9 protein-coding genes and 1 pseudogene are annotated in these 14,253 nt (G+C 63.2%); 6 read left to right on the top strand and 4 right to left on the bottom strand.

Annotated elements, in window-relative coordinates:
• The first annotated feature begins 497 nt into the window (after positions 1–497).
• The 4 genes and pseudogenes from BJF83_RS23520 to BJF83_RS29965 all read left to right on the top strand — a co-directional run bounded on the left by BJF83_RS23520 (position 498) and on the right by BJF83_RS29965 (position 6,530).
• On the top strand, positions 498–1,043 hold the full coding sequence (locus BJF83_RS23520) for an AAA family ATPase (RefSeq protein ID WP_075928033.1): 546 nt from the start codon (positions 498–500) through the stop codon (positions 1,041–1,043).
• 15 nt (positions 1,044–1,058) lie between these two features.
• Complete coding sequence (locus BJF83_RS23525) at positions 1,059–1,520, top strand: NUDIX domain-containing protein (protein WP_316042345.1); 462 nt, start codon at positions 1,059–1,061, stop codon at positions 1,518–1,520.
• A 253-nt stretch (positions 1,521–1,773) separates the two neighbouring features.
• Positions 1,774–5,400: pseudogene (locus tag BJF83_RS23530) on the top strand (DEAD/DEAH box helicase); the annotation flags it as partial.
• 170 nt (positions 5,401–5,570) lie between these two features.
• Positions 5,571–6,530 (top strand): type ISP restriction/modification enzyme, encoded by a 960-nt coding sequence (locus tag BJF83_RS29965; protein WP_262391811.1) that lies wholly within the window; start codon positions 5,571–5,573, stop codon positions 6,528–6,530.
• Positions 6,531–6,759: 229 nt separating this feature from the next.
• On the opposite strand, the gene BJF83_RS27140 is transcribed toward BJF83_RS29965, so the two are convergent.
• Both BJF83_RS27140 and BJF83_RS23540 read right to left on the bottom strand, forming a co-directional pair.
• Positions 6,760–7,695: a restriction endonuclease gene (locus tag BJF83_RS27140; RefSeq protein ID WP_143832052.1), complete on the bottom strand. Its 936-nt coding sequence runs from the start codon at positions 7,693–7,695 to the stop codon at positions 6,760–6,762.
• A gap of 226 nt (positions 7,696–7,921) precedes the next feature.
• Positions 7,922–8,467, bottom strand: a complete 546-nt coding sequence (locus BJF83_RS23540; RefSeq protein WP_075928034.1) for a hypothetical protein — start codon at positions 8,465–8,467, stop codon at positions 7,922–7,924.
• Between the two features lie 361 nt (positions 8,468–8,828).
• Here BJF83_RS23540 and BJF83_RS31345 point away from each other — a divergent pair, with 361 nt between their 5' ends.
• Entirely contained in the window at positions 8,829–9,587 is a 759-nt protein-coding gene (locus tag BJF83_RS31345; protein WP_075928041.1) for a DUF5131 family protein, read from the top strand.
• A 57-nt stretch (positions 9,588–9,644) separates the two neighbouring features.
• Positions 9,645–10,772 (top strand): three-Cys-motif partner protein TcmP, encoded by a 1,128-nt coding sequence (locus BJF83_RS23550; protein ID WP_075928035.1) that lies wholly within the window; start codon positions 9,645–9,647, stop codon positions 10,770–10,772.
• Between the two features lie 567 nt (positions 10,773–11,339).
• Here BJF83_RS23550 and BJF83_RS23555 read toward each other — a convergent pair.
• Entirely contained in the window at positions 11,340–11,618 is a 279-nt protein-coding gene (locus tag BJF83_RS23555; RefSeq protein WP_075928036.1) for a hypothetical protein, read from the bottom strand.
• Between the two features lie 127 nt (positions 11,619–11,745).
• On the bottom strand, positions 11,746–13,281 hold the full coding sequence (locus BJF83_RS23560; protein WP_143832053.1) for a hypothetical protein: 1,536 nt from the start codon (positions 13,279–13,281) through the stop codon (positions 11,746–11,748).
• Positions 13,282–14,253 lie beyond the last annotated feature (972 nt).

Genomic DNA, 14,253 nt, shown 5'->3' on the forward strand with positions numbered 1-14,253 from the left:
AACACTCCTGCGGAGGTGTACGCGGCCCATCAGGAGATGCGTCTGGCCGCGTGATGCGGACGGTTCAAAGCCTGTCCGGAAACAGCAGGGCCCCTCAACCAGGAGCTCACGGTCCCGCTTGGGAACAGTGTGCGCCACGGAACGGGCCTGTTGGGCAGCGCGTTGGACGTGCGGCCATCGGGTACCGACGTCGCGCAACAGGTCACGGGCGACCTCGGCGGCCCACCTCACGAGTTCCAAAGGGATTCGCCTCCTACCTCGGCCCAGTTTCCCTGGACCTGTTGCTTCGGTCTGAAGTATGGGCACGGCCGATGCCCAACGTCAGAGGACTCCCGACTCTTCACTGAACGGGCACCGCCACGGTCCTCAGGACGCCCCCGAAAGCGCGAAACCTCGTCCCGACGACAAGGCGGCAGCAGGCTCGGGGCTCTCCAGACGCCTGCCCTCATTCTCCGTACTCCCCTCCCGGGCTCTCTCGTTTCGTTACCGTCCTGTCCATGGCACCCACCGGTACCCCGCACACCCGGCTGATCACGATCCGGGGCAACTCCGTCTCGGGCAAGAGCACCCTCGCCGCCAGGCTGCGTGCCGCCCACGGGCGAGGGCTGGCGGTGATCGGGCAGGACCTCGTCCGTCGGGACGTGCTCAAGGAACGCGACCGGCCAGGCGGGGCGAACATCGGGCTGATCGACACCATCGCCCGCTACGCCCTGGACCACGGCTACCACGTGGTGGTTGAGGGCATCCTGTACGCCGACCACTACGGCCCCATGCTCACCACCCTCGTGGCCGACCACCAGGGCACGTCCTGCTGCTTCTACCTCGACGTGCCCTTCGACATAACCCTGGAGCGGCACGCCACCAAACCGCAGGCGGACGCCTATGGGGAAGCCGAGATGCGCCAGTGGTGGCACCCCCTCGACCTCCTCCCCGACGAACGGGAAGAGATCATCGACCAGCACAGCACGATCGATCAGAGCGTGTCACGCATCCTCCGCACCAGCGGACTCGACCTCAGTGCCCCGCGGACCCGTCGCGCCTGATCCGTTCCAGGACCCGTGACACCGGTATTGAACCCACAGGACTTCGAAAGCGAGCCTTCCCGTGTCCGACACCCCCTGCACCCCGCGCACGTTCCCCGTCCGGTCAAGAGCGTCGTCATCCGCGACGGCCAGGTGCTGTTGCCGCACAACGAGCGCGACGAGTGGGAGCTGCCCGGTGGCAAGATCGAGATCGGGGAGACTCCCGAGGAGTGCCTGGCCCGGGAGATCGAGGAGGAGACGGGCTGGCCCGTGCGGGTGGCCGAGATCCTCGACTCGTGGATGTACCACATCACCCGGGTGGACCGGCGCGTCTTCATCGTCACCTACGGATGCCACGTGGACTCCCACGCCCCGGTCGTGGTCTCCAGCGAACACAAGGAGGACGGACTGTTCACCGAAGCCCAGGTGCCCGACCTGCCGATGCCCGAGGGCTACAAGCGGTCAATCCTGGGCTGGTTCGCCCGGTCGCGCACGTAACCAGCACTCCCGCCATCCGCTGGCTCTGACTACTGCTCCTGAGGCACTCCGGGTAAGGCACGATCCCCTCTCGTGAGTCTCACCGGGGGGCTACCCTGGCTGCAGAATCTGGTGCGAGTTCGGGTGCTTTCAGCGCCTCGATGGTGGAGACGGGATACAAGACGCAGTGACCACGACAGTGCACGACATCGTTGACTCCATCCGTCAGTCGTCTACGTCCAACCACGAACGGGGCACACGTTTCGAACGGCTGATGGTCTCCTACCTGACCACGGATCCGCTCTACGCCCAGGAATTCACCGATGTGTGGCGGTGGGCCGACTGGCCCGAAGCTCCCAACAAGAACGACGACGGCATCGACCTGGTCGCGAAGACGGTCGACGGCGGCTACTGTGCCATCCAGTGCAAATTCTACGAGCCGCACCACACCCTGCAAAAATCCGACATTGACTCGTTCTTCACCGCCTCGGGTAAGGAGCCCTTCACCAGCCGCATCATCATCTCCACCACTGACAAGTGGGGATCCAACGCCGAGAAGGCACTGAAACAGCAGCAGATCCCCGTCACGCGTGTGGGGTTGGACGACATCGCCCAGAGCCCCCTTGAGTGGGAACAGGTCTGGCCCACGATCGATGTCGAGATCGACCTCCCCCGACAGCACCCCAAAAAACTGCGCCCCCACCAACAGGACGCTGTGAACGCGGTCTTCGACAACTTCGTCGCGCACGACCGCGGCAAGCTGATCATGGCCTGCGGAACGGGGAAGACCTTCACCTCCCTGAAGATCGCCGAGAGGCTTGCACAGGAGCGGGCAGCCGACGGTGAGGGCCCCACCCGAGTGCTGTTCCTTGTTCCCTCCATCTCTCTGCTCTCCCAGACTCTGCGGGAGTGGTCCGCCCAGTGCCAGACCACGCTGCGCAGCTTCGCAGTGTGCTCCGACACCAAGGTCAGCAAAAAGAACGCGGACAACGACTTCCAGGACATGAGTACCCATGACCTGGCCCTTCCCGCCACTACTAGTGCGGCCAAGCTCATCGAACAGGTCAACGCCACCGCGGCCGCCGACGGGCTTCAGGTGGTCTTCTCCACCTACCAGTCGATCCAGGCCGTGCACGAGGCTCAAAAGGCCGGTCTCGGCGACTTCCACCTCATCCTCTGTGACGAAGCGCACCGCACTACAGGCGTCACCTTGGCTGGTGAAAGCGAGTCACACTTCGTCAAGGTCCACGACAACATCTACCTACGTGCTGAGCGGCGCCTCTACATGACGGCCACCCCCCGGCTGTTCGACGACAACACCAAGAGCACCGCCAAGAACAAGGATGCTGTCCTGTGCTCGATGGACGATGAGGATCTGTTCGGCCCGGAGTTCCACCACCTCGGCTTCGGCCAGGCTGTCGAAGAGGACCTGCTCACGGACTACCGGGTGCTCATTCTCAACGTCGACGAGGAGTTCCTGGCCCAAACGCTGCAGACCCAGCTGGCCGAGGACGGCGAGCTCAAGCTCGATGACGCCGCCCGGATCGTGGGTTGCTGGAACGGCCTGTCCAAGCGTGCGGGACACACCCCCGAGGGGCAGGGTTTCGAGCCTGGTGAGGCCCCGATGCGCCGGGCGGTGGCCTTCGCCCGCAACATCGCTGAGTCCCAGCAGATCGCCGCCAAGTTCCCCACGGTCATCGACGGGGTCAACAAGAAACGTGACAAAGAAGGTGTGCCCCGACTGCGGTGCGAAGTCGAGCACGTCGACGGTAGCTTCAACGCCCTCAAACGCAACGAGCGTTTGGAATGGCTCAAGGCCGACCCCGGCGAGAACACCTGCCGGATCCTGACCAACGCGCGGTGCTTGTCCGAGGGTGTGGACGTCCCTGACCTGGACGCGGTGCTGTTCCTGCACCCCCGCAACTCGGTGGTGGACGTCGTCCAGTCGGTCGGGCGCGTCATGCGCAAGGCCGAGGGCAAGAAGTACGGCTACATCATCCTGCCCGTAGGCATCCCCACCACAGAAACGCCCGAACAGGCACTCAACGACAACAAGCGCTATAAGACCGTCTGGCAGGTGCTCCAGGCCCTGCGTGCCCACGACGATCGGTTCAACGCCACTGTCAACCAGATCGACTTCAACCGCAACAAGCCCGACAACATCATGGTTGGTCATGTCAGCGCCGAGGACTTCGACGGCAGCCGGGAAGGGGTCGGCGGAGACGGGTCCTCCAGTAACGACGACAAGGCCAACTCGGCCGTTCAGGCCATGATCGAGTACGACTGGGGCGAGCTCCGCGAGGCCGTCTACGCTCGCATCGTGCAGAAAGTCGGCGAGCGGCACTACTGGGAGGACTGGGCCAAGGATATCGCTCAGATCGCCGAGCGCCACGTCACCCGGATCAAGGCGGCGATCGCCGACACTGACTCTGACAAGGCGAAGGCCTTCGAGCAGTTCGTCACCGAACTGCGGGCCAACCTCAATCCCGGGGTGACGCACGAGTCCGCCATCGACATGCTCGCCCAGCATATGATCACCAAGCCGGTGTTCGACGCGCTGTTCGCCGACTATGAGTTCTCAGCGAAGAACCCGGTGTCCCTGGCGATGGAAGGGATGCTCGAAGCCCTGGAAGACGAGTCAATCGACAACGAGGCCGAGACACTGGAGGGCTTCTACGCTTCGGTGCGCAAGCGGGCCGAAGGGATCGACAATCACGAAGGCCGCCAGCGGGTCATCACCGAGCTGTACGAGAAGTTCTTCAAGACGGCCCTGCCCAAGACCGCCGAGGCATTCGGGATCGTCTACACACCGGTCGAGGTCGTCGACTTCATCCTGCGAGCCACGAACCAAGCCCTGTACAAGCACTTCGACACGCATCTGTCGGACGAGGGCGTGCACGTCATCGACCCCTTCACTGGGACCGGGACCTTCGTGGTGCGGCTGTTGCAGTCCGGGCTGATCAAGCCCGGGGACCTGCTGCGCAAGTACAGCCGGGAGCTGCACGCCAACGAGATCGTGCTGCTGGCGTACTACATCGCCGCGGTGAACATCGAGGCGGCGTTCCACCAGCGCTACGACGGGGAGTACGTGCCCTTCGAGGGGATCGTACTCACGGACACCTTCCAGCTCGCCGAGGACAACGACACGCTCGAAGCCGTCATGTTCGGCGACAACAACGAGCGGGTGCGCAAGCAGCAGGAGCAGGACATCCGGGTCGTCATCGGCAACCCGCCGTACTCGTCCGGGCAGACCAGCCAGAACGACAACAACCAGAACCAGAAGTACCCGGTGCTGGATGGGCGGATCACCGACACCTACGCCGCTCAGTCCACCGCTCAGAACAAGAACTCGCTGTACGACTCCTACATCCGGGCGATCCGGTGGGCCTCGGACCGGATCAAGGACGAGGGCATCATCTGCTACGTGTCCAACGGCGGCTACATCGACGGCAACACCGCCGACGGCCTCCGAAAGAGCCTCGTGGACGAGTTCGACACCATCTACTGCTTCAACCTGCGCGGCAACCAACGCACAGCCGGTGAGCAGTCCCGGATGGAAGGCGGCAAGGTCTTCGGCTCAGGGAGCCGGAGCACCGTCGCGATTCTGTTGCTGGTCAAGGATGGTAGCAACTCCGGCACCTGCCGCCTGCTGTACAAGGACATCGGCGACTATCTGACCCGAGAGCAGAAGCTCAAGATCGTGGCAGAGAAGAACCTGGACACGATCGACTGGCACGAGATCACCCCCAGTCCGGAGGGTGACTGGGTCAACCAGCGTGATCCCAGGTTCACAACGTTCGCTCCGATCGGTGACCGAGACACTGGCAGGGGGATCTTCGAAGCGTACTCCCGAGGCATGGCGTCAGGTCGTGACGCATGGGTCTACAACTACAGCGAGGCCAAGCTCCAGCACAACGTCGAGCGCATGATTGACTTCTACAACGATCAAGTTGATGCTTTCCAAGAGCACTGCCAGCACAGGGGATCATCAAACCATCCCCAAAGGACGTTGAATCTTTCATCGATTATGACGCGACTAGAATCAGCTGGAACCGACCTGACAAGACTGGGATCAAAAACGGAAAGCACTACTCGTTCACTTCGAACTCCATCACGACTGGCACTTACCGACCTTTCAATAAACAGCGCGTGTACTTCAACCGTCGACTCAACGACATGGTGTACACCCTACCCACAATTTTCCCCTCAACAGCAGAGGCGAACTTCGGGTTCTATTTGACTGGAACTGGAACAGACGAGCCGTTCTCTGTGCTCGTACTTGACACGCTGCCTGATCTACATGCAGTCGGCACCATGAGCGTGGGACCGCTCCTACCTCGATACACCTACCAGGAGACCGGCAACGGTGATGACCTGTTTAGTTCTGCTGAGGAACCTGGACTGGAGCAAGTCGACAACATCACCGACGCCGCCCTTGCTGACTACCGCAAAACCTACGGGTCCGAGGTCACCAAGGACGACATCTTCTACTACGTCTACGGGCTGCTCCACTCCCTCGACTACCGAAGCCAGTTCGCCGCAGATTTGAAGAAGTCCCTGCCCCGCATCCCCAAGGTCGCGGACTTCCACGACTTCGCCGACGCGGGACGCAAGCTTGCCAAGCTGCACATCGGTTATGAGAGCGTGCAGCCGCACCCGCTTGAGGAGAAGGTGAGCGGCCCGACCCCGACGCCGCTCGCCGAGCTGTACCGAGTGCAGAAGATGAAGTTCAAGAACAAGGACGACCGCTCGAAGATCGTCTACAACAGCCGTGTCACCGTCAGCGGGATCCCAGAGCGGGCCTACCGGTACCAGTTGGGCGCCCGATCCGCCATCGAGTGGATCATCGACCGCTACCAGGTGAAGACCGACAAGAACAGCGGGATCGTCAACGACCCCAACGACTGGTCCGACGACCCCCGCTACATCATTGATCTCCTGGCGCGCATCGTTACGGTCAGCCTGGAAACCGTGGACATCGTCGAGGCACTTCCCCCAATGGAGATCCTGGAAGGACCGACTTCTTCCTGACGGTTTCGCCGGGTGGTGCGCTCTCGACGGCACCACCGGCCCGGGTGCATTGCCACCACCAAGCCTTTGCTGCGATCTCGTGCTCGCCAAGGGGCTCAGATCTCTAGAGGCGGACAAGTATCAGACAGACGGGGATGCCCGCACGTCAGGTCCGGAGTTCGGCGCTGCAAGGTCAGCAACAAGGCGAGGTCACAGATGCCATCCGTGTTGATTCTGGTGAATTACTCAATTAAAACTTAGCCAGGATCTGCCAACTCGAGAGAAAAATCTCACCCGTTCTCGCGGCATGTTGTTTCTTTTTTGCCAGCAAGTCCACGAGCGGAATTCTGGCCTCGAGGACAGCCGCCAAATCTGCCCCATCCATGAGAATCAAAACCGGCCTCGACCCAAGAGCAGCGAGATCAAGCGCATTCGTCTGAAACCCATTCATTGAAACAAAAAGTCCAAGGGTGTTATCCAGCTTTCGCTCAACCTTCCTTGAAAAAATATCCAAGTCAGATGTTGGCGTAAGATCTTTCTGCCACTTTGCCTCTAGGAGAAATTCTGTACCATCAAAAGTGAAAGCGCCATCAATCTGTTCACCCCTGATTCGAAATGAGCCTTTTGCATCAATCTCAAACAAAGCAAAGAGCCTATTAAGAAGATCCTCTAGGGAGCATCCCCTCTTCTGAGCGGGCTCCGACCTGATCTGTACAAAGGTTCGATTCAAATCTGCAAGCTCTGCCGCCTTGGCCCGCTTCTCTGTCGCCGAACGCTTTTCCTCTTCGCGACGGCGAGCGGCAGCATCAGCCTGTTCCTTTATCTTCCTGTACGGTTCGACATAAAGACAGAGGGTGGCGACAGCTTCAACGGCTTCCTGATACTTTTCCTCCCCCTCCTCAAGCCTCTTCAGGTGAGAGGGGTCGTTCACCCCAGCGACAGCGAGGATCAGGCTCACGAGAGTACTGAAGTAGCGATGCTGATTGTCAACTAGATAGGAGACCAGATCGCGCACAATCGCACGCTTAGTCAAATCCCTGTCCAAGCGCTCAACCAGAGAGCGATCCTTGAGCGTGGCATTCAAGAAGTCAAATAGATCGTTCTTATACCAATAAATAGCAACCAAGGCATCCTGGAGAGGAGCAATGACACCAGGGTTGACTCGCTGGGTGGGCATAGAGGTCATACTAGTCCTCCTCAGGGACAACCGCGTATCTTCGCTGGTTGGGCGGCCCAGTCCGTGCACCCGCGCGGGTGCACCACGTCGGCGAAGGGCATGCACCCGGAGGGTCGACGGAATCCGGCAGAACGCGGGGCGACCGGGGACAACCAGGGGACGCGCGACGCCCCTACCTGTAATTTCTCATATATCCGCAGGTCAACGCCCTGACGCTGGGCGGTTCCTAGTCCGCCTAAACCACAAGCTCCCCCACACCGAGGTCAGAGCGCATCAGGAGGCGGAGCTGCTCGATCCGGCCCCACACCCTCTGACGCTCCCCTTCAGCGCTGTCAAAGTTATCCCCAGCCCTGGGGTTCCCATTGTCGAGCCTCTTCACCACCCCGAAGAGGCTCGTCAGGGTCCGATTGACCTGGGACGCGGCCTCGAGGATCTCGTCGTTCACCGACAGTTGCGCCTCGGCATAGCACAGTCGGTACGCCGAACGCGCCTGCTCCAGCGCCTCCCGTTCGCCATCGCGTGGTTCGTCCAGTTGCACGGCATGGAGAAGGTCGGTCAGAGCGGCGTGGAACTCCCGAGCCGCGGAGTTGAGCGCGACATACGTGGACCGGCGTTGCTCATCCAGCAACTTGGACTCCTCGGACCGTTGCTGCTCAAGACGCACGCGATCAGCGTGCTTGAGCTCCTGTGCCTTGATCCGGTGCGCGAACAGTTGGGTGGTGAAGGCTGTCACCACACTGCCGATCGCACCTGCCAAGCCACCGATCACGATCGGATCCATCAGCTACACCCGTCCATCGCCCGTCAACAAGACTCCAGCTTGCCACCACGGGTGAAACCATGGTGAAACAGGTCTGGGACACGCACTTCGGAACTGATGTGTCCTGCGTACATCCGCATAGGAGGCTGCACCGCGATGAACATGTCACCCTGAGTCAGTCATCCTCCTGCCGTACCGGTCGTTATCCACAACACGCGGGTACCCCCTACCGGACTACGAAAGCTCTTGTTATGTTACGAACTCATGTTCGATCAGATCGTGATTTCCTGAACCTCAGCGACATCGTTCGTCTCCGTGGTTAAGTCGACGTTGACCGGTGTCGCCGGTCGGACCCGATCTCTATTGAAGGGCGGTGGTGGCCATGTCTGACAGGAGCTCCATCGAGTGGACGGAGGCCACGTGGAATCCCACGACCGGATGCGATCGGGTCGCCTCGGGGTGCGACAACTGCTACGCGCTCGCGCTCGCCAAAAGGCTCAAGTCCATGGGCGTGGACAAATACCAGACCGACGGAGATCCTCGCACGTCAGGACCGGGGTTCGGCGTCACCACCCACCCCTCCGCCCTTGATGTGCCCCGGTCATGGAAGAGCCCGCGTACGGTCTTCGTCAACTCCATGAGCGACCTGTTCCACGCCAAGGTGCCCAAGGACTTCATCCGCCAGGTCTTCGAGGTCATGGCCGACACCCCGCAGCACACGTACCAGGTACTCACCAAGCGTTCGCTCCGCTTGGCACGGCTCGCTCCCGAACTGCCGTGGCCACCCAACGTTTGGATGGGGGTCTCCGTGGAGAACGCGGAGGTTCTGGATCGTGTGGACCATCTCCGAAGCGCTCCGGCCGCCGTTCGCTTCCTCTCGTGTGAGCCCCTTCTCGGGCCTCTCCCCGGGCTAGACCTGACGAGCATCCACTGGGTCATCGTAGGCGGGGAGAGTGGCCCACGGCATCGCCCGATGGAGGCCAGTTGGGCCCGAGAAATCCGGGACCTTTGTCTTGAATCAGACAAGCCCTTCTTCTTTAAGCAGTGGGGTGGGCGTACACCGAAGGCAGGGGGGCGGCTCCTTGACGGTCGGACCTGGGACAATAGCCCCCATAGCACGAATACTTACGCGCACCAGTGACCGAATTTGGCCATGTTGGGCCGTTATCCGCGTTCATCATGGTGGTAGATGCCAGGTATGGCGACCCCCGACGACACCACCTGGGATCTCGACCCCCATACCGAGGCCAAACACGTCATCATCCGCGAGTACCTCAAAGCCTGGTACCCGATCTGCACAGGCGGCCAGTTCAAGGAGTTCACGTACGCCGAAGGCTTCTCGGGCCCCGGCATCTACAAGGGCGGGGAACCTGGTTCACCGGTAGTCGCCCTGGATGTCTTCCTACGCCGCAGCGAACTGCTTCGCCCCGCCCAACGCCTTAACGTGCTCCTCATCGAGAAGAGGGATGACCGTGTGGAAGAGCTCCGGCGCCAGGTCAGCCGGAAGCTCGATGAGTACGGCGGCCGACCTGCCCAGATGAAGATCACCTTCCGGGAAGATGACTGCACGACGGCGTTACTCCCCGCTCTGCAAGAGCTATCTCCGAGGCGCTCCCCCTTCTTCGCCGTACTCGACGGCTGGGGAGGCCCCGACGCCATACCTCTGGACATCGCCCGGAGCGCTGCCAACCGGCCGGGTGGGGAAGTTCTGGTCACCTTCCAGCCCCAGCACCTGGTCCGCTTCGCCACGGTCGAGACACGCGCGCAAGCGGGCGACAGGTGCTTCGGCAGCGACGCCTGGCGCGCGGTCGTGGACCAGCCCAAGGACATGAAGAAGAAGTTCCTGGTGGACTGCTACCGGAAGTCCCTCTTCGATGCCGGCTTCGGCTACGTGGCGTCCTTCGAGATGCGAGACGAGCACAAAAACGAGCTGCATCTCGTCTTCGCGAGCAACCATCCCAAAGGCCTCATCAAGATGAAAGAGGCTATGTGGAAGGTGGACAAGCAGCAGGGCTTCATGTTCCGTGACCCGCGCGACCCTGCCCAGTTGGCGTTCTTCTTCGAGGAGAAGCCTGAGCTCGGTCCCCTGCGCCGTGCTCTCCTCAGCAAGTTGGAGGAAGGGCCCACGGAGGTGGAGAAGCTCCGCGATTTCGCGCTGCGCGAGACGGTCTACCGGGATTCCCACGCCGGGACTTTGCTGAAGGACCTGTTCAAGGAAGGCATCATCGAGAGCTCGACCGGGAGGGTTCCGCGAAAGCAAGACCGCGTCTGGTTGGCGAAGCAGACTCCGCCAAGCACGCAACCCCAGCAGGGTACCCTCTTCTGACCGCCCTCGGCCACGCTGTTCCGAAGGTCGACCGTCTATCAGACTGTCCCGCTTCGCTGGAGTGGTGCACCCGCGCGGGTGCACCAGAACACCGGACCCCGTGCACCCGGAGGGTGCACACTTTCCAGCGGAACGCGGGGCAACCCGGCACAACCGGGGAACCACCTCCCCCATTACCTGCGACTTCTCGCATTTTCGCAGGTCAGAACGCTTACCGATCCCAGTTCGATTCCCGTCGTCCGCTCCGTTCGAAAGACGGCCTCTGACCTGCGGAAATCGTTCGCACACCAGGAGCCGTCTTCGCGTTGAGGGTGCACCAGCGGGTGCACGGGGCCGGGATTCGGCCGATGAGTGTGTTCCGCCCACCCCGTCATACACACCCCGGGCCGGGGTGCACGGGGGTGCGCGCACGGCCGACCTTCTGGCCCACAACCACAACCGTGTGGGGACTCTCGATCGTGGCAACGGCGCCCCAGGCGCTCTGGACCTACTGGACATCGCTGCTGTAGCGGTAGCGGGTGGGTCGCCGAAAGCACCGGCCACCCTCCAAGGACCCGCATGCGGGGCTCACATGGACGGGCTACGCAGCATCCCCGTCCCCGGATAACTGAGAACGCAGTAGTGCTGCGCGGCGGCCTGCGAATGCTCGGCACTGACCACACCCTCAAGTTCGTCCCCCTCGCCCAGGTCCTCAAGAGCCGGTTCCGCGAATGCGGCCAGCACTGGGTCCGTGGACCGTGCGAGGATGTGCGCCGTGCTGACGGCCGCCGCCCCGGGGCTGATCCGGAAATCGACCATCAGGTCGTACTCGGCGTCGACGGCCTCGCAGGTCTGCCGACCGTTCAACGGCCCCTCCTCGGTCGCGCCTCCGACACCATTCCGATGTACGGGGTACCCCTTTCGACATCCGGTTCGGGGCCAGGGGCAGAAGCGAACTGCGGCAGGACCACGGCGCCCAGGGCAGCCACCACGGTCAGCGCGAGGACGTCGTACCAGCGTCCCGGGGTTGGGCGAACCGACCACGGTCGCGGCCCGACCGCTGCTCGCAGGGATGAGACCGCCAAGCCACCGGAACGCACACCAGGAGGAGCGAGGCAAACACGAAGGCCCCGGAGTCGACGGCGCCGAAGGACCTCTCGCCAAGACCCTCGAAGGCGCTCCCGCAGGCCCCGGGCTCACCGACCATACGGACGCAGGTACCGGCGGCTATACCCATGTGTATGGCGTGACTGGCTAGGAACGAGGTGATGAACAGCGTGACCACCGTCGCGGACAGGACCCGCCCCCGTGCGCCTCTTCCCCCGAGCGTCCAGGCGAAGACGATCGTGACGACCAGAACCGCTCCCAGGCAGACAGCCAGGAGAGGTAGTAGCACCGACACCATGGACAGCACCGAATCCGACTCCTGGGCGTCGTCCAAGGGCATTCGCTCGATCAACCACCGCAGCGCCCATGCCACTGTGACGCCCAGGCCCAGCAGCACCACCGCGGAGGAGGCCACCGGCAGCCACGGCGGGCACAGGCGTACGGCCGCGTTCCGTCCGGGCAGTTCCCGGCCCCACACCAGCGAGGCCAGCAGGGGCAGGGCAGAGCCAAGACAGCCCACCACGATCCAGGTCGGATCAATGATCGGCAGGACGAGCAACTGCAGGATCGAAAGAGGCACCGTACGCCCGTGTCCCATGAGGGACATGTGCCCCAGCACGTAGAACCACTGAGTCAGGGCCAGGATGAACATGAGCGCGCTGACGACCGCGCACGGCCACAGCGGCCAGACCGACTCGGACGCCGACAGCCAGGTGGTGGACACCATCAGGATCCACCGCAGGATAACCGCGAACACGACCCACAGCACCACCGCGAGCAACAGGGCCGTCCCCGGGCGAAGAGCCAGGAGGTAGACCCACGAGGTCTCCAGACTGCCGGGCCCCACCACCTGACCGACCAGAACTCCGGCGGTCAGCGCCGAGGCGGCGATGCTCGCCCGCATACGGCGCTCGGCGCGCACGAGGGCCCGCAACGAGGACCGCCACACGAACACGCAGACCACGAACCCCAACAACACACCGAAGAGCACACCCGAGGCGTTGGCGACGAACCAGGTGTACGGGGCGCCAACCGCATCGGTGGTCGCGCGCGCCAGGTGCTGGAACCCGACGTAGCCGACTCCCGCGGCACATCCGGCATAGAACAGGTCGAGAACGTGGGTGTCCTGGAGGTGAGAGGGGTCCCTGATGGTCTCCGCGCGTCTGTCCGGCAGCGGGTGTGAGCTGCTGAGCGCGCGCCACCAACGGGTGATCGGGCATTCCGAGCGTGACGTGGGCAACAGGCGTAGAAGCGGCCCCGCGATCCCAGGGCCGCGCGCGGCCCGGACGTCAGCGTAGTACTCCCGAACTTGAAGTACCCGGGAGCGCCCGTGGCTGAGGACCGTGAGTACGACCGCGAGCAGGACGATCCGCCCGGGGCCCACCATCGGGGTGAGGAACATGAGCGCCGTCGACGGAACCACGCACAGGACCAGCCCCCACCAGATCGCGACGTCAGGTAGGTGATGTCGATGTCGCGGTTAAGGACGTGCGCGGCCTCATGGTGTATGAGCGCATCGCTCGGGCTCGGCGGCCTGCCGGAGGGTTCGCCCAGCCGCTCGGACGAGCGGCCATTCATGGGCTCGCCCCGGGGATCGGACGCGGGCAGCAGGTGGCGATCGATGGCGATCCAGTACCGCCCCCAGGCGCCGAACGCCCTCGCGCCGCCTGCGGTTCCGGGCGTGATGAGCAGGCGCGCCCCGCCCCGCCGAGCGCCCAGCGCCCGTTCCAGCTCCCGCTCCGCGTACTCGAGCTGGCCGGGTTCGGGTTCAGTCTCCGGGGCCAGGCGTCGGCACAGTGCGCGCGGGTACACGGTGTAGATCAGGAGTCCGACCAGCAGGGGGAGCACGAGGGAGACCACCCATGCCCCGGTGTCGACCTTGTGCGCGAGAGCCGCGCAGTCCAGGTACTCCTGGCGCAGTTCCCGCGCGGGGGCGTCCCCGACCCAGGCGAGGGCGTCCTCCGGGCAGCGCGTGCGCCACACGTCGGGGAGCACCCCAAGTTCGCCGGTCAGGATGATGACCGTGTACAGCGGCTGGGGAAGGAAGTAGAGGGCGACACCGGCCGTCGCCGCGACCAGGATCAGGAAGCGCGTCGTGGTGGCGCTGGGCAGCCGCAGTAATTGCGAGGTCCCGGTGGGCTGGCGACCGTCTTCGGCGGGCCGGTCGTCGGCGGCGCTGGACGTCCGTTCGCCGCTCGGCGCTCCGTCACTCGGAGGGCGGAGCGTCATCGGTGTCTGACGTCAGTGCGGCGACAATCGCCTCCGCGAGTTCGTCGACCTGCTCGTCCTGGAGATCGGCCTTAGAGCTCATCTCAAAAGCCGTGCGAGGTGGCCCTGCGCCTGGCATGATCACGTGCTGTGAGTGATGTGTTGCCCGATGGGCTCTGGGAGATCG

This window comes from Nocardiopsis sp. CNR-923 (assembly GCF_001942255.1).
In the GTDB taxonomy this organism is placed as follows: Bacteria; Actinomycetota; Actinomycetes; order Streptosporangiales; family Streptosporangiaceae; genus Nocardiopsis.